Genomic DNA, 15288 nt, shown 5'->3' with positions numbered 1-15288 from the left:
TAGAGAACGGCGTGTGCTGCGCTGGTTTTGCAGGACCCTGCGCAGTGCGCGGCGCCCTGGCCCGGAGCGTTGGAATACTGCGACGGTGGCGCGAGTTGACCACGTCGACGCTGCCGGGCATGCCCCGGGCCCCATCCAGAACCGTCGCTTCGAGCGACCACTCGCCGAGAGGCGCCATGACGGCAGCGTCCCCACTTCGCTCGTCGGGTCACCACGTGTCGACGACTCGGCCCGACCGAGTGCCGGGCTCGTGCAGGGTGGCCGCGTTGAGGGTGGCCGCGATCAATGCGCGGGTGTCGGCCGGGTCGATCACGTCGTCGATCTCGAAGATCGCAGCGGCGTTGAGCGCCTTGGCGTTGTCCTGCGCGACCGCGGTGGCTTGGCGCACCCGCTCTTCGCGTAGCTGCTCGTCGGCGATCGCGTCGAGCTCCTTGCGCAGCCCCAGCCGCACCGCGCCCTCCAACCCCATCGGGCCTAGGTGCGCACCGGCCCAGGCCACCGTGAGCAGCGGCTCGTGCAGGGAGCCGCCCGTCATCGCTTGTGCGCCAAGGCCGTAACCGCGCCGCAGGATCACCGCGATCAACGGCACGCTCAGCGCGGCACCGGCGACCAGCATGCGCGACGCGCGGCGCACCAGCGCTTGCGCCTCGGCGGCCGGCCCGACCATGTAGCCGGGGCAGTCGACCAGCGAGAGCACCGGCAGGCCGAACGCCTCACACAGCTGCAGAAACCGGGCGGCCTTGTCCGCGGCGGCCGCGGTGATCGCCCCGGCCATCACCATGGTGTTGTTGGCGACCACTCCCACCGCACGGCCCTCGACGCGGGCCAGCGCGGTGACCATCTCGGGTGCGAACCGCTCACGCAAAAACGTCACCGAGTCATCGTCGGCGAGCGTCTCGATGACCGGATTGACTGGGTAGGCGCGCCGGGCGCGCTCGGGAACCATTGTGCGCAAACGGGTTTGGTCCCGTACGGCGCCGGGCGCCGTCGTGCCCTGGAAATAGCTCAGCAGTCGTTTGGTGAGGACCACGGCTTCGGCCTCGTCATCGACGACGACGTCGACGACACCGTTGGGCGCCTGCATCGAGATCGGTCCGACCTCGTCGGGGGCGACCTCGCCCAGACCGCCGCCGGCGATCATCGCCGGGCCGCCCATGCCGATCGATGCGTCGGCGGTGGCCACGATCAGATCTGAGCAGCCCGCGATCACTGCGTTGCCGGCAAAGCAGCGGCCCTTGACGACCGCGATACGCGGCACCACTCCCGACAGCGCGGCCCACAGTTTGAAGGCGCGGGTGTCCAGCGCCGAGACGACGGGATAGTCGGTGTCGCCGGGCCGGCCGCCGCCGCCTTCGGCGAAGAACACCGTCGGCAGCCGCATCCGCTGGATCAATTCGAACAGCCGATCTTTCTTTCGATGCCCGACGGCGCCCTGGGTGCCGGCCAGCACCGTGTAGTCATAGGACAGCACCGCACAAGCGCTGCGCTGTTCCCCGAACAGGGCGCCGTTGATGCGCGCGGTGCCGCCGATCAACCCGTCGGCGGGCGTGCGGACGATCAGGTCGTCCACCTCGCGGCGGAAGCGTTGAGCGGCAATGGCGAAGCGGCCGTACTCGACGAACGAACCGGCGTCGACGAGGTCGGCGATGTTCTCCCGCGCCGTGCGCCCACCGGCGCCGTGGCGGCGTTGCACGGCCTCAACTCGGGCAGCGTCCTCGGTCAGCGCGCGGCGCCGGCGTAATTCGGCGAGGTCAGCGCGGGGTGGCTCGTCGGGATCGGTCACTGTGCGCGGCGATCGGAGACGGCACTTGCCTGCGTCGCGGCGGTCAAGCCAGTCATGGTGCTCGATGCTAAACCCGCGACCCAGGGACGTGACGTCGGAGTTGGGGGTGCTGTCGGGGGTGGCGGCTAACCTGCCGCCATGACGAACTGGGTGAACACCGTCAGCCGCGACCACGTGCAGCGCGGCGTGGCCGGTGGCTTCACCCAGGCCAACCACGGCAAGCCGCACATGCTGGCCAAGATGGCCCGCGGCGACTGGATCGTCTTCTACTCACCCAAGACCGCGTTCGGCGGCGGCGAGCCGCTCCAGGCGTTCACCGCGATCGGCCAGGTCGCCGACGATGAGCCCTACCAGGAGGCGATATCCGCCGATTTTTATCCGTGGCGCCGCCGCGTCGATTTCGTCGAGTGCGTCCAGGCGCCGATTCGCGCGCTGCTCGATGAGCTCAACTTCATCGAGGACACATCGCGGTGGGGTTACAAATTCCGGTTCGGGGTGTTCGCCATCGACGATCACGATCTGGACGTGATCCGCTCGGCGATGACGCGATAACGCCGCCCTTCAATCCGTCTGTGCACCGACGAACCCGGTACGCGATAAGCGTGCGACCGAAATGCGCGATGAAGCGCCCGACATGCGCGGCCCATCGAATGCGAGCGATGCCGCAGTAGAACCTGATTCGTACTAGGGCCGCTGTCGATCTGGGTCGACGAGTTCGTAGATGGGGGTTGAGTTCCGTGGCAGTCTTGGTATCCGCGCCGGCTCCGTCCACATAGCGCTGTGACGTCACCATGGACTCGCGGCCGTGCAGCTTCATCAGCGTACAGACGCTGACGTTTGCATGGCGAGTTCGGCGGCGAAGGTACAGGACTCCATCGCTGCTGTCGGCTTGATCAACCGGCATCGTGAGTTCGTCACCACGCAATCCCAGCGCTTGTCGAATGCCGCTGGAACCGGCACCGCGCTGGAGACGCCGCTCAGCGCTGCGGCGATAGCGGCTGAGACCGGCGCGCGTCAACTGGAGGCCATCGCCGCGCAGACTCGCACGATCGCACGAGCTGCCGAGACAGCCCGGAAGCCCGCAGCACCACGGACAATACTGGCCGCGCTGCGCTTTCAGGCGGCCCGGGCCCACGACGTCGTGAGCGCGATCCGGCAGCAAGCCGGCGGTCGACGTCAGCAAGATCATTCATGTCCCACCGGGGCAGAACGCCCCCTACGGGTACAAACAGATCGGACCTGATCTGTAAACCCGTACCAGCACAACTCGCGGAGGATGCACAACCCGCCGCCCCCGGTGCGGTACCCGCTGGACATCGCCAAGATCACGACCGTCAAGCCGGGGGATCTCGGCCCACCCGGTACGAGCGAGCTCGTACCGGGTGTGTTCGTCCCTGACCCGGGCATAGCTATCAGCCCGAGTCTCCAACCCATCGATGTCCGCGACGTCATTCACGTCGCGCCCGGCAAACTCGCCCCATCCAACTACGTCGAGTACCTGCCCGGCTGGTGTTGCCCGCGCTAAGTCAACCCACCGCCGCCGCTGTTGTTGTCACCACTACCCACCACACCACCGTTTCTCAGGTGCCACGGTGGCTACAAGTCGATCGCTACGTCGGGCTCGTCGCGTCGAATCCCTTAGACGCTGGGAATCTCTCCCGCTGCGCTGCATTTAAAAAGCCTGCGCCCCACGATATCGCACGATATCATCGAGGCGTGAGTGACGTGTTGATCCGAGACATACCCGATGATGTGCTGGCGGGTCTCGACGCGCGAGCCGCTGAGTTGGGCTTATCGCGCGTTGAGTACATTCGCCGCCGCCTCGCCCAAGATGCCCGGATGACGCGCGTTGCGGTGACTCGTGAGGACCTCAAGCGGCTCGGACAGGCCGTTTCCGGCCTCGCTGACGAGGAGTTGATGCGCGAGGCGTGGGAGTGAGCGAACCGGAGTGGCTCATCGACAAGTCCGCCCTGGTCCGACTTGCACACAGCGACGACCCGGACCTGTGGGCCAACCGCATCGAGCGCGGACTGGTCCACATCAGTAACGTGACGCGGCTGGAAATCGGCTATTCGGCTCAATCCGGTGAAGTCGCGCGCCGCGAGTTCCGTGAATCACCCTTGGCGGCAATGTCTGTCGAATATTTGACACCGACCATTGAGGATCGCGCGTCGGAAGTCCAACTCCTGCTCGCAGACCGGGGTCAGCACCGCGGTCCGTCAATTCCCGACCTCATCGTCGCGGCCACCGCCGAGCTCGCCGGGTTGACCATCCTGCACGTCGACAAAGACTTCGACACCATCACCGCGATCACAGGACAACCCACAACGCGCCTAGCCTTCACCCACGCGGCCAGTCCGGAATAGACGCAGTTGTCGGACCGGAGGCGACGCCCTCCACCTGCCACCTACGTACACGTCCGATCCAATACGGTGGGATCTCATTACGCCTGGCCGGCCCTGCATCTCACGTCGCACGAGGCAGACAAACTGAGTCAAAGGCGCAGTCACGCTACCCCTTTCCAGCTCGTATGGCGTAGCCACCGGCCCGGCACGTATTCCCGATACGCCCCCTCACCCACATACCTCGGGGTAACCCAGCGCACGCCCGCGGCCTCGACAGGGACCGCAAGCGGCGAGTCCAGGCGGCGCATCGGATCCAGCAGCCCGAATACGTGGCGCCGCAGTCCGCGGCGGATCGGGGCGCTTACGCGCCGGCGGCGGTGATGATGGCGTCGGTGGCGAATCCGGCAATCAGCCCGGCGAAAATGCCGCACGTGGTGACGGTTTTCAGGTCGGCTCGCCGCGCCACGGCCAGCAACTCGATGACGACATAGAGGATGGAACCGGCGGCGAGGCCGAGGAACGCGATCGAGACTGTCTCGTTGACGAAGCGTTGACCGACCAAGGTGCCGACGAAGGTCGGGCCGCCGCCGATCAGCCCGAGCAGCGCCAAGAATCCCCATGATGGTCGCTGACCCGTTAACGGGGCGACGATGCCGAATCCTTCGGTGGCGTTGTGCAGCCCGAACCCGACGACCAACATGATCGCCAGCGAAAGTTGCCCGGCTGCAGCCGAATTGCCGATCGCCAGTCCTTCGGCGAAGTTGTGCAATCCAATCCCGACGGCGATCATCATTGCCAGCCGACCCGCATGCGCCACCGGCGGTGCGGCGAACTCACCGACCCCGGCCGCGCCTGGCCCCGGCCGCTGCGAAGCGTCGCGGCTGCGGCGCTGGTCCACCCACACCAGCCCCAGCAGTCCGGCCCCGACGGCGGCCGCCAGGACGGCGCCGTTGCCCACTGCATCACCGAACTCGTGGTGTCCCAGCGCGGTGTCGATCGGTTCCCAGGCGTGGGTTAGCACATCCCAGAGCAGAAAAATCAGGATGCCGGTCGCGACCGCGTTCAGCGCGGTGGTGAGCTGCGGCGCAGGGGAGGACAGCCGCCCGACCGGCAAACCGAGGTAGATGGTGAAGCCGGCGATGGCACCGAGCACAGCGATCTGGGCGGCGGACATGACCCTCGTTCCTACGGAGCTACACGGAATACAACCTGTCCCCGGCAGCGTAACTCAGGGCAGCCTCGCCTTAATACGTCTAGCTTAGATGGGTGTAGTTCGCCGAATGCACGGGCAACCTCAGGGCAGGCGGGCGCGGTGGTGGCCTGCCTGCACCGTGGATGGAGCTTGATCGGCCGATCGCGGTGCTCAGCGGTCGCCGCAGCGCCGCGTTGGCCTAGGCGTGGTGTGATTGTGCGACGCCTACGTAGCACTCAGCCGCGAGCTGTGACGGCCCGGCAACGTAGACCGCTAGCCGAAGGTGCACGCAGTATTGCCGGAGCCGTCGGTACGCAAGTCAGCCGGAGTCGAGCGTTTAAGGGCCGGAAGTTCTGATCGGACGAACATGAAGTTTGCGGATTCGCACCCGCCGCCACGCCGAAGTCTGCGTACTAGAAGTGCGACATCTTCATCGAGCGTGTCGAAACCAATGCGGCAACTCAAGTGAGCAAATCACCGGTTTCCTGGCCGAGACAACACAGTAGCTGTCCTTGCTCAACAGACCCGTCGCACGAGGGAGCCGTGAAGTGCGATGCGACAACTATTCTGAGCGGTCAAACGGGGGATCGCCCAACCGGGTTGTCGCAATTGTTCAAAATCAGCGCCCGTCGGTCGAAGCTATGGGCTCTTGGCACCGTGGATGAGTTGATCTGGACGCACACCGTGCGATCGAGTGCTCCGCCTGCACCCACCCTGACGCACTAAAGCGTTGCGGGAAAACACAATTCATTTCAAGTGCTGACATGCACCGCCGCGACCACCCGGTATCAGGTTATCGATATGATGTGGGGATCGGTGTCCGGCTGTCGAGGCGTACCGGAGAAGCGGTGGGAATTCTCATGGATAACGAATGTTATCCATGATCCCGCACTCAGGCGCCGTCGTCGACGGTGAACGTGCGTACGAGGCCAAGGCCATTTACGGCGTCGACCTCGTCGACGACCCTCAGTTGTCCAACGTCGACCATCACGGTGGCGAATCAACTGCACCTGTCGCGGTTCAGACGACGTTATTGGCCATTATTATTTTCGTGTGTGCTGGGGGGTCGGGCCAGCCGCGCTAGGTCTACGCCGGCTACACCGAGCGCGACTACGAAGCCGATACGTGACGTTCAGGGACTTTAACGGTTGCGGCTAGTTTCCGGTTTGGGCTGGGAGACCCACGCTGCTATCTGGGTGCGGGATGTGAATCCGAGTTTGGCCAGTACGTGCTCCACGTGTCCTTCGACAGTGCGCCTGGACACGGACAGTCTCCCCGCGATATCGCGATTACTGAGTCCGCGACCCACCAAAACCGAAACCTCGTGCTCTCTGGGGGTCAGGCGCACACCGGCCTCGCCGTCTGCGAAAGTGGCTGGATTCTCTTCCAGCGCATAGCCGATCACTTCATCGAGTGTCATTCTGGAACCTCGCTGAAACGCGGACTGGTAGGGGCGATCTCCGAGATGTCGAGCGGCGCGCACGCACCGATCGCGGTACCGCGCCAGACCGGGGAAGTTCGTCAACGAGATTCCCAGCCGTTGCCATATGGACTCCGCCGCGCCGACAAGCGTCGCCGCTCGCTCGTACCGCTTGGCGGTCGACTCGACGCTGGCCAGACCTTCGATGCAATAGGCGAGGCCCAGCCGATCATCGAAGGTGCGTTTGATTCGCAGACTTTCGCGGAAGTGTTCGATCGCTGCGTGCTCGTCGCCACGCTGCCACGCGTCGAAGCCGACAACGCACAGGCAGTAGGACCATCCCCATGCATCGCCGGTCGAGCCCGACAGTTCTTGGCACTCCTTGAAGACGCTCGCGACTCCCTCGTGGTCTCCCACGAGTACCAATGCCAGGCCCAGCAGGGTAAGTGTGAGGTACCTGCCGGTGTCGTCATGAACACGTTCGAAGTACTGCAGTGATTCGCGGAAGAGGGTGATCGCCGCGAACTGGTCGTCCACGACCAGCGCGGCAAGGGCCCTCGCTTGTGCCACGTAAGCAAGGCCAGCCTCGTCATCGATGCTTCGCGCGATACCTTCGGCCTGGTCAAGCAGCTCCGAAGCGGTCGAGGACGCACCCTGCAAAACAGCGAGACTCGAGGCCACATAGAGCGCTTTGACCCGACATGCGTCGAGTGCCTCATATCGACCAAGTAATTGCTCGATCCAATGGCGTCCCTCACCCAGAAGGCCGCAGGTGATCCAATAGAAATACAGACCGCTTGTCATGCTCAGGCCTATGCCGGCTTCCCCGGGCTCAGTGGCGCTGAACTCGAAAGCCGCGCGGATGTTGGCGTGGTCTCTCCGCAGCCGGCTGAAGCTATCCGCCTGTCCTGTTCCTACCCAGTTGGCGACGACCTCTTTGACGATCTCGGCATAGAAATCGCGGTGTCTTGCCCGCCATGACAACCGCTCGCCAGCATCGATCAACCGCTCGGCGCCGTACTGCCGAATTGTTTCCAGCAGACGGTAGCGGACATGGCCGAGCTGCTCATCTCTGAGGAGGATCGACTTGTCGACCAGCGACGCGAGCAATCCGAAGATCGCAGAGCGTGGCAACCGGTCATCCGAGCAAATACTCTCGGCCGCGTCGAGTTCGATGCCGCCCGAGAAGACTGACAGCCGCGCCCAAAGGCGTTGCTCGTCAGGAGAGCAGAGGTCGTAGCTCCACGTAATCAGCGAGCGAAGCGTCTGTTGACGAGCAGGAGAGTTGCGACTGCCGGCCGTGAGCAAGCTGTACCTGTCGGTGAGACGCGTGAGGATCTGATCGAGCGAAAGCGCACGGAGCCTGACCGCTGCCAGCTCTAGCGCGAGCGGTAAGCCATCGAGCGCGCGGCACAGGGTGGCGACCAGGGCATGGTTGTCTTCCGTGAGCCGGAATTCCGGCACTGCTGACACAGCTCTTTCCAGGAAGAGGTTCACCGCGTCGTACTGAGGCAGCGCAGCCATTTCCACAGGTTCGGCGCCGGGTGTGGACATGGGTGGAACTGACAGCGTGCTTTCTCCGGCAATCATGAGGGGTTCTCGGCTGGTCGTCAGGATCCAGAGCCGGGGGCACGCCGCAAGCAACGACCCAACGAGTGCTGCGCACGCATGAAGTAGGTGTTCGCAATTGTCCAGGACAAGCAGAAGCTGTTTATCGGCAAGGTGCGCGGTGAGCGTATTGATCGCAGTGTGCTGGGACTGCTCGCGAAGACCCAGCATCTCCGCGACAGCGGTCCCGAGTAGCTGCCCGTCGGAGAGCTCCGCCAGCGAGACGAAACAGGCACCGTCCCGCAACTCCCGGCCCATGTGGTGTGCGAGTCGAATGGCAATGCGCGACTTGCCGACTCCGCCCACGCCCGTCAGCGTCACCAACCTCGTGTGGGTGAACAAGCGCCTGGCGTCAGCCATCTCTCGCCGTCGGCCCACGAATCGGTTCGCTTCCAACGGCACGCTATTCACCGAGGTGAAAGCGCCTGAGGTCATCCACAAATCGTAGACCGCAGAGCACAGGGCTGATGCGAAGTCCGGGGTCCGAGGACATACCCAATACAGGTAGTGCCCCCCGGGTATTCACGGTGTTGTAGACCAGCGACCGGTGCCACAGTGATGGCTGCCACACACTCAATCCGGCTTCCTGAATCAGGCTCGAGGTAAATCAATTGGTCTCCGTCACGCCCACAGCGTCCAGCGACATCTTGAACGCCATTATTGCGGGGGGAGTTCAAGATCCCTTTCCCCTCTATGAAGAGCTACGCGAGTTCGGTAACGGAGTGCACTGGTCCGATTTGCTCAATGGATGGTTTCTGACAAGGGCTGACGACAGCCGCGCGATGCTCTCCGACGCCGAGAACTATTCGAATGAAATGCACGAGGTGACTGGAGCTGGGAGCCACAATCCGGACGACCCGCGTCAGCGGCGGTTCGCGGAGATCCAGTCGAACTTCCTCTTCTTCGTCGACCCGCCTCGGCACCCTGTTGTCCGTTCAGTCTTCCGCAGTGCGTTCACCCCGAGGGCAATCAGCAGTTGGCGGCCCACGGTGGAGCGCATGACCGATCGATTGCTCGCTCAGTTCGAGGCCGGCGACGAGGTCGAATTCATGGAGCAAATCGCTTGTGTCGTGCCGGTGGAGGCGATTGCCACGGTGCTCGGAGTGCCCGAGGAAGATCACGAGCGCTTCCGAGCGTGGTCGGAGGCCTTGACCCGGGCCAACAACCCCGCAGTACAGGGAGCGGAGCGAGACAGTGCGATCACCACGAGCATGGAACTCGTCGACTACATGGCCGCGATCGCCGACGAGCGCAGGGCTCACCCCCAGGATGACCTCATCTCCACGGTGGTGAACACACCGACGCGTGACGGAAGCCCTTTGGACGCCACTGAAGCCCTCGCCCAGTTGGTTGTCCTGCTGGCAGCGGGGAACGAAACGACGTCGAACCTGCTGGGCAACGGCATCACGATCCTGCTGGACCGACCGCAAGTGAAGCGCAGGCTCGTCGAAGATCCGTCGCTGATGAGTTCGGCGGTCGAGGAGATGCTCCGGTACGACCCGCCCTTTCACCTCGACTTCAGAAAAGCGATCAAGGACAGTTCTATCTCCGGTACCGCTATCAAGGCGGGGACGCCCGTCTATTCGCTGCTGCCCGCCGCCAACCGCGATCCGCGAGCGTTCGACAATCCGCTCGAGTTCGACGTCGAGCGGCAGAACAATAAGCACCTCGCCTTCAGTCACGGGATCCACTTTTGTGTGGGGGCACCGCTCGCGCGGCTTGAAGGTGAAGTCTTCTTCACCAAGCTGCTGCAGAGATTCCCGAACATCAGCCGGGGAATCGACGAGCCCGTGCGAAGGACTGTCAATATCCTTTCGCGCGGTTGGGAGACAAGGCCGGTCCGGCTATGACGTCGGCTGATGGCTTCGGCGCCGACGTGACGGTCACCGTGCATCCGGAGCGCTGCATGGCAAGTGGAATCTGTCGTGAGGTTGCTCCTGCCGTCTTCGGCGCGGACGCCGAGGGCTGGGTGACGCTGCTCGATGCAGCGCCCGGTCATGAACTTGTTGACGGCGTGCTGGAGGCGGAGAAGCGGTGCCCGACCGTGGCCATCGAAGTCGAGTCACGTCGCCCATCAATGGAGGGCTAAAGCGATGACGACGTTGAACCACGTTGAAATTACATTCTGACCGTCGGGGCCGGCGATCTCACGGTTGTGGTTTAGCGGCGCAATCGGAGCCGACGGCAGCCGCGGAGACGAGGGGCCGGCTCGGCGCAAGTCGTCACAGATACTGAGGACATCCCGTCATGAACATCAACGATTTGTTCGACCTGATCGGGAAGGAAGTCGCCATGGTCACCGGAGCTGGCTCTGGCCCGGGCGTCGAATTCGCAGTCGCGTTCGCGCAGGCTGGCGCGGACATCGTCTGTGTCGACGTAGATTTCGCTGCAGCGAAACAGACCGTGGAGATGACGCCGGCGACACACCCGTCGCTACGAACCTCGGTGCACGATCCGGGCCCGGCTGATTGACGTCGCGGACGCCGGCGCCGCCTAAACTCGTGCCCGCCACCAGTACCTCGATGGCGGTGATACCCAATCAGAGAGTGGGTCTTCACGCTCTGCCTGCCGTTGCCAGGTAGAGGACGACCAGTAGAAGTAGAACGCCAACGATCCACGCTCGCATCGCTATTCGTAAGAAGCGAGGTGCTGAGCGAAGCTCCATGAAGTCTTGTGCCAAGTAATTCACCTTTATGAAGGCAACCGCCAAGATCGTCACCGCACCCGATACTCATTGGCGATGCGGGCGATCGCTTGTACTTCGTCGACAGTGGTTGGGCTGACTACCCCCGATGGGACGTTTGTGGCGGACCCTGGGAATTGGAAGGGATCCTGGAGGTCGACAAGGCTTTCGGCGTCGGTGGCCACCTTGTCGTCCCCGATCGCAGCGGCGATCGCGGCGAGGGCGCAGTCGAGGTCGCCGCCGGTGATGCCCGGTGGGACAGGCCCGGCCGGTGTCAGTAATCGCGTCGGTCATGGCTCGTCTCTCCGTTGAGTGCCTCGCTACACGCTTTGCGCATGTCGCGCTGGGCCAGCGTGTACGGTTTGGTCACGATTGGCGCCGCCATATGTGGCCGCGGCGGGCTTGCGATCTCGCCGCCTTCAGTGAGTCTCTCTGGTGGCGTGCGCCACTAGAAGGCGGGTAATCATCCAATGACCACAGCGGTTTGACCTACAGCATCGAGCAGTGGCACGTTGAGGCGCTGCGCCAGTTCGGTATGGCTGATGCCGTAGGTGTCGCGGACCGTCACGCCGTTGGTGGTGATGTCGAAGACCGCCAGGTCGGTGTAGACGCGGGAGACGCATCCGAGGCCGGTCAGCGGGTAGGTGCACGACGGAACCAGCTTCGGCGAACCGTCTTTGGCGAACAGAGTCATCATCACGAACACCTGTTTGGCGCCGATGGCCAGGTCCATGGCACCACCGACGGCGGGTATCGCGTCGGGTGATCCGGTGTGCCAGTTGGCCAGGTCGCCGTTGGCTGACACTTGGAAGGCGCCGAGGACGCAGACGTCGAGGTGTCCGCCGCGCATCATGGCGAAGGAGTCGGCGTGGTGGAAGTAGGCGGCGCCGGGCAGTTCGGTGACGGGGACCTTGCCGGCGTTGGTCAGGTCGGGGTCGATCTGGTCGTCGACGGCGGTGGGTCCCATGTTGAGCATGCCGTTCTCGGTGTGCAGCACGATGCCGTCGCCGGCACGTAGGTGGTCGGCGACGCTGGTGGGTTGCCCGATGCCGAGGTTGACGTAGGAGCCGGCGGGGATGTCGCGGGCGACGAGGACGGCCATCTGTTCTTTGGTCAGTGGGCTCATACCGCTATCACCTTGTCGACGTAGATGCTTGGAGTGATGACGGCTTCGGGATCGAGTGTGCCGGTGTCGACCACTTCGGTGACTTGGGCGATGGTGGAGGTCGCGGCGGTGGCCATCACGGGTCCGAAGTTGCGCGCGGTCTTGCGGTACACCAGGTTGCCCATGCGGTCGGAGCGGTGTGCGCCGATCAGGGCGATATCACCGGCTAACGGGTACTCCAAAATGTAGGTACGGCCGTCGATCACACGTTCCTCTTTGCCTTCGGCCAACGGGGTTCCGACTGCGGTGGGGCAGTAGAACCCACCGATGCCGGCGCCGGCGGCCCGCATTCGTTCGGCGAGCGTGCCCTGCGGCACCACCTCGAGCTGGATCTCGCCGGCACGGTAGAGGCCGTCGAACACCCAGGAATCGGACTGCCGAGGGAACGAGCAGATCACTTTGCGGACACGCTTGGCGGCCAGAAGGGCGGCCAAGCCGGTCTCGCCGTTGCCGGCGTTGTTGGACACGACGGTGAGATCCGTTGCGCCGTTATCGATCAGGGCGTCGATGAGCTGGACGGGCATGCCCGCCATGCCGAACCCGCCGATCAGGACCGTGCTGCCGTCTTTGATGTCGGCTACTGCCTCGGCAGTGGTGTCACAGATGGTGACCGTCATCGGACCACCTCGAACACGGCGGCCAGGCCTTGGCCGCCGCCGATGCACATGGTTTCCAGGACGGTGCGCGCGTCACGGCGGCGGGCCTCGTAGGCCGCTGTGGCCAGAATTCGGGCGCCGGTTGCGCCGATCGGATGCCCCAGCGAGATCCCGGACCCGTTCGGGTTCAACCGGTCATCGAGGGGATCGATCTTCCATTCGGCGAGCACCGCGAGCACCTGCGCGGCGAACGCCTCGTTGAGTTCGATGAGGTCGATGTCGTCGAGGGTGAGCCCGGCGCGCTGTAGCGCTGCCGCGGTGGCATTCACGGGACCGACGCCCATGACTTCGGGGCCGCAGCCCGTCACGGCCCACGAACGCAAGGCGAGCATGGGTGTTAGGCCCAAGCGGGCGGCGTCTGCCGCGGTGGTGACCACACACAGTGCGGCGCCGTCGTTTTGGCCCGACGCGTTGCCGGCGGTGACCGTCGACTCGGCGTCGAGTTTCGCCCGCATGGGTCGCAGCCCCGCCAGCTTCTCGACACTGATATCCGCGCGTGGGTGTTCGTCACGGTCCACGATGACATCGGGCTTGCCGCGATTACCCGGAACAGTGACTGGCACCAACTCGTCGGCGAAGCGGCCTGCCTCATGGGCGGCTATGGCTCGCTGATGGGAGCGCACCGACAGCTCATCCTGCTCGTCACGGGTGATGCCGTATTCGCGGCGCAGATTCTCGGCGGTCTCGATCATGCCGCCGGCAATGGGATGCGTACTGCCACCGGCGGTTTCGCGGGCACGATCCAGGCGGTCCAGCAGCGCAATCCCACCCTGACGGACACCGGTCCGCAGACCGAGGGCGTAATGCTCGACAGTAGACATCGACTCCGCCCCGCCGGCGATCACCACCGTGGCCGCTCCGGTGGCCACCTGACCTGAGGCGTATAGCACGGCCTGTAAGCCCGAGCCGCATCGTCGGTCAATCTGCAGGCCGGGAACCCCGATACCCAGTCCGGCGTCCAACGCGGCGATACGCCCGATGGCCGGAGCCTCACCATTGGCGTAGCCGTTACCGAGGATCACGTCGTCGACGTCATCCTCACCGAGCCCGGTGCGGTCGATCAGCGCCCGCAGTGCGGTGGTGGCCAAGTCGGTTGCGGTCACCGTGGCCAGGGCCCCGCCCATCCGACCAACGGGGGTCCGGAGGGGATTGCAGATCACAACATCCATTCCCCAACGGTAGGCCGCGCTGCAGATACTCTGAAGTATCTAAATCCGCCGTTTTGATAGGTAGGAAGTCTTAATGGAGTTGCGACACCTGCGCTACTTCCGCGCCGTCGCTGAGGAGCTGCACTTCGGCCGCGCCGCGCAACGACTGCACATCGCCCAACCGCCGTTGTCGCAGCAGATCCGGCAGCTCGAACGCGACTTGGGCGTTGCGCTGCTGACCCGCTCCACCCGCAACGTTGACCTGACCCCAGCCGGCAAGGCGTACCTGGACCGCACCATCAAGATCCTCAACGCTGTGGACGAGGCCGCCGATCTGGCCCGCCGCGTCGCCGAAGGCTCGATCGGCCGGCTCACGATCGGGTGCGTCGGTTCGGCCACCTATTCGGTCCTGCCGCGGCTAGTCCGTGCGCTGAGCGAGCGGCTTCCCGACGTCGACGTCCGGGTGCGCGGTGAAATGCTTGTCCCGGCGCAACTGGCTGCGCTGGCGGCCGGGGAGATCGACCTCGCGCTACTGCGCCCGCCGGTAGTCGATCCCGGCCTGTCCACCGAAATCGTCCGCCGTGACGCACTGCTGGTCGCACTGCCCGAAGGGCATCGGCTGCGCAAGCGAAAAGCGTTGAGAATGGCCGATCTTCGAAACGAAGACTGGGTGGCGCATGCTGGTGGCGGCCGCTCGGTCATGGGATCGCTTCTGACGACCCTGTGCAACGACGCCGGGTTCACTCCCCGGGTCCGCCACGAAGTCGAGGAGACCTCGACTCTGGTCACCCTCGTGGCGGCCGGACTCGGCGTAGCGATCGTGCCGGCCCCGACAGCCGCCCTCGATGTCGTCGGTGTCAGTTACCGGCCGCTGCAGCCCCGCAGCCTCACCGTCGAGTTGGTGGCGGCATGGCCGACCTCACCGCACGACCAGTTGGCCAGAAAAGCCATCGCAACTCTCCGCGAAATTGGGTCCTGACGACGATCGGGCCGCTGCGGATTCGGCCCGCCTCGATGTTCTCTGCAGCGCGCGACGCGGACCTTCACATACCGGCGCTACCTCCCCGACAGAACAGGGGACCACACCAACGACACCGCCTGAACGATCATCTCGCAGAATCACACGACGAACGTCGTACATCACGTCCAGCGCACTTGACCCCAGCGGACACGCAAAGAACGAACTGCGATTTATGGACAATCGCCTGCCAAAAACGGACAGTTCGCCGATTTCGAGGCCCTTAGTGTGATTTGAGTCTGCCCAATGTGCGATCACCATCGCATCGCT

The 15288-nt window shown here is 64.4% G+C and carries 15 protein-coding genes; 8 read left to right on the top strand and 7 right to left on the bottom strand.

Translation table 11 applies throughout. The annotated features are described in order from the left end of the window. Positions 1-208: 208 nt before the first annotated feature. A complete protein-coding gene (locus MYCSM_RS32085) occupies positions 209-1783 on the bottom strand; it encodes an acyl-CoA carboxylase subunit beta (RefSeq protein WP_015297681.1) in 1575 nt (524 codons plus the stop codon). A 138-nt stretch (positions 1784-1921) separates the two neighbouring features. Between MYCSM_RS32085 and MYCSM_RS32080 the strand changes: the two genes are divergently transcribed. The 4 genes from MYCSM_RS32080 to MYCSM_RS32060 all read left to right on the top strand — a co-directional run bounded on the left by MYCSM_RS32080 (position 1922) and on the right by MYCSM_RS32060 (position 4149). Further along, complete coding sequence (locus MYCSM_RS32080) at positions 1922-2335, top strand: EVE domain-containing protein (protein ID WP_015297680.1); 414 nt, start codon at positions 1922-1924, stop codon at positions 2333-2335. A gap of 724 nt (positions 2336-3059) precedes the next feature. Next, positions 3060-3308 carry a hypothetical protein gene (locus MYCSM_RS32070; RefSeq protein WP_015297678.1) on the top strand — a complete coding sequence of 83 codons (249 nt, stop codon included), beginning with the start codon at positions 3060-3062 and terminating at the stop codon, positions 3306-3308. Positions 3309-3499: 191 nt separating this feature from the next. Next, on the top strand, positions 3500-3721 hold the full coding sequence (gene vapB / locus MYCSM_RS32065; RefSeq protein ID WP_041315748.1) for a type II toxin-antitoxin system VapB family antitoxin: 222 nt from the start codon (positions 3500-3502) through the stop codon (positions 3719-3721). After that, positions 3718-4149: a PIN domain nuclease gene (locus MYCSM_RS32060; RefSeq protein WP_015297676.1), complete on the top strand. Its 432-nt coding sequence runs from the start codon at positions 3718-3720 to the stop codon at positions 4147-4149. The genes vapB and MYCSM_RS32060 overlap by 4 nt, the downstream gene beginning before the upstream one ends. Before the next feature lie 340 nt (positions 4150-4489). On the opposite strand, the gene MYCSM_RS32055 is transcribed toward MYCSM_RS32060, so the two are convergent. After that, a complete protein-coding gene (locus MYCSM_RS32055; RefSeq protein ID WP_015297675.1) occupies positions 4490-5302 on the bottom strand; it encodes a ZIP family metal transporter in 813 nt (270 codons plus the stop codon). Between the two features lie 1159 nt (positions 5303-6461). After that, on the bottom strand, positions 6462-8669 hold the full coding sequence (locus MYCSM_RS32050; RefSeq protein ID WP_232425885.1) for an ATP-binding protein: 2208 nt from the start codon (positions 8667-8669) through the stop codon (positions 6462-6464). Positions 8670-9130: 461 nt separating this feature from the next. Between MYCSM_RS32050 and MYCSM_RS32045 the strand changes: the two genes are divergently transcribed. The 3 genes from MYCSM_RS32045 (at position 9131) to MYCSM_RS32035 (ending at position 10820) form a co-directional block, all read left to right on the top strand. Then, the gene (locus MYCSM_RS32045) at positions 9131-10198 is read left to right on the top strand and encodes a cytochrome P450 (RefSeq protein WP_335337525.1); all 1068 of its coding nucleotides are present in this window, start codon (positions 9131-9133) and stop codon (positions 10196-10198) included. Beyond that, on the top strand, positions 10195-10437 hold the full coding sequence (locus MYCSM_RS32040; protein ID WP_015297671.1) for a ferredoxin: 243 nt from the start codon (positions 10195-10197) through the stop codon (positions 10435-10437). The genes MYCSM_RS32045 and MYCSM_RS32040 overlap by 4 nt, the downstream gene beginning before the upstream one ends. Before the next feature lie 158 nt (positions 10438-10595). Further along, positions 10596-10820: a hypothetical protein gene (locus tag MYCSM_RS32035; RefSeq protein WP_015297670.1), complete on the top strand. Its 225-nt coding sequence runs from the start codon at positions 10596-10598 to the stop codon at positions 10818-10820. An 82-nt stretch (positions 10821-10902) separates the two neighbouring features. Here the strand turns inward: MYCSM_RS32035 and MYCSM_RS39180 are convergent, their stop codons facing one another. The 4 genes from MYCSM_RS39180 to MYCSM_RS32015 all read right to left on the bottom strand — a co-directional run bounded on the left by MYCSM_RS39180 (position 10903) and on the right by MYCSM_RS32015 (position 14021). Then, a complete protein-coding gene (locus MYCSM_RS39180) occupies positions 10903-11067 on the bottom strand; it encodes a cytochrome C oxidase subunit IV family protein (protein ID WP_157681566.1) in 165 nt (54 codons plus the stop codon). Positions 11068-11494: 427 nt separating this feature from the next. Continuing rightward, positions 11495-12157 carry a 3-oxoacid CoA-transferase subunit B gene (locus tag MYCSM_RS32025; protein ID WP_015297669.1) on the bottom strand — a complete coding sequence of 221 codons (663 nt, stop codon included), beginning with the start codon at positions 12155-12157 and terminating at the stop codon, positions 11495-11497. Beyond that, positions 12154-12813, bottom strand: coding sequence for a 3-oxoacid CoA-transferase subunit A (locus MYCSM_RS32020; protein WP_015297668.1), 660 nt, complete (start codon positions 12811-12813; stop codon positions 12154-12156). Before MYCSM_RS32020 ends, MYCSM_RS32025 begins: the two co-directional genes overlap by 4 nt. Further along, positions 12810-14021, bottom strand: a complete 1212-nt coding sequence (locus MYCSM_RS32015) for an acetyl-CoA C-acetyltransferase (protein ID WP_041315742.1) — start codon at positions 14019-14021, stop codon at positions 12810-12812. Before MYCSM_RS32015 ends, MYCSM_RS32020 begins: the two co-directional genes overlap by 4 nt. A gap of 73 nt (positions 14022-14094) precedes the next feature. On the opposite strand from MYCSM_RS32015, the gene MYCSM_RS32010 reads away from it, so the two are divergent. Further along, the gene (locus MYCSM_RS32010; protein WP_015297666.1) at positions 14095-14979 is read left to right on the top strand and encodes a LysR substrate-binding domain-containing protein; all 885 of its coding nucleotides are present in this window, start codon (positions 14095-14097) and stop codon (positions 14977-14979) included. Positions 14980-15288: the final 309 nt, after the last annotated feature.

Origin of the sequence: Mycobacterium sp. JS623, from assembly GCF_000328565.1 — a bacterium.
Taxonomy (GTDB): Bacteria; Actinomycetota; Actinomycetes; order Mycobacteriales; family Mycobacteriaceae; genus Mycobacterium.
Note: the sequence above shows the minus strand (reverse complement) of the source record. Positions and strands in the feature narration are given on the sequence as shown.

Bases quoted from the DNA above. Each gene is read 5' to 3' on its own strand.
- MYCSM_RS32080 (WP_015297680.1), top strand. From the start codon at position 1,922: ATGACGAACTGGGTGAACACCGTCAGCCGCGACCACGTGCAGCGCGGC.
- MYCSM_RS32070 (WP_015297678.1), top strand. From the start codon at position 3,060: ATGCACAACCCGCCGCCCCCGGTGCGGTACCCGCTGGACATCGCCAAG.
- MYCSM_RS32055 (WP_015297675.1), bottom strand. From the start codon at position 5,302: ATGTCCGCCGCCCAGATCGCTGTGCTCGGTGCCATCGCCGGCTTCACC.
- MYCSM_RS32045 (WP_335337525.1), top strand. From the start codon at position 9,131: ATGCTCTCCGACGCCGAGAACTATTCGAATGAAATGCACGAGGTGACT.
- MYCSM_RS32040 (WP_015297671.1), top strand. From the start codon at position 10,195: ATGACGTCGGCTGATGGCTTCGGCGCCGACGTGACGGTCACCGTGCAT.
- MYCSM_RS32035 (WP_015297670.1), top strand. From the start codon at position 10,596: ATGAACATCAACGATTTGTTCGACCTGATCGGGAAGGAAGTCGCCATG.
- MYCSM_RS32025 (WP_015297669.1), bottom strand. From the start codon at position 12,157: ATGAGCCCACTGACCAAAGAACAGATGGCCGTCCTCGTCGCCCGCGAC.
- MYCSM_RS32020 (WP_015297668.1), bottom strand. From the start codon at position 12,813: ATGACGGTCACCATCTGTGACACCACTGCCGAGGCAGTAGCCGACATC.
- MYCSM_RS32015 (WP_041315742.1), bottom strand. From the start codon at position 14,021: ATGGATGTTGTGATCTGCAATCCCCTCCGGACCCCCGTTGGTCGGATG.
- MYCSM_RS32010 (WP_015297666.1), top strand. From the start codon at position 14,095: ATGGAGTTGCGACACCTGCGCTACTTCCGCGCCGTCGCTGAGGAGCTG.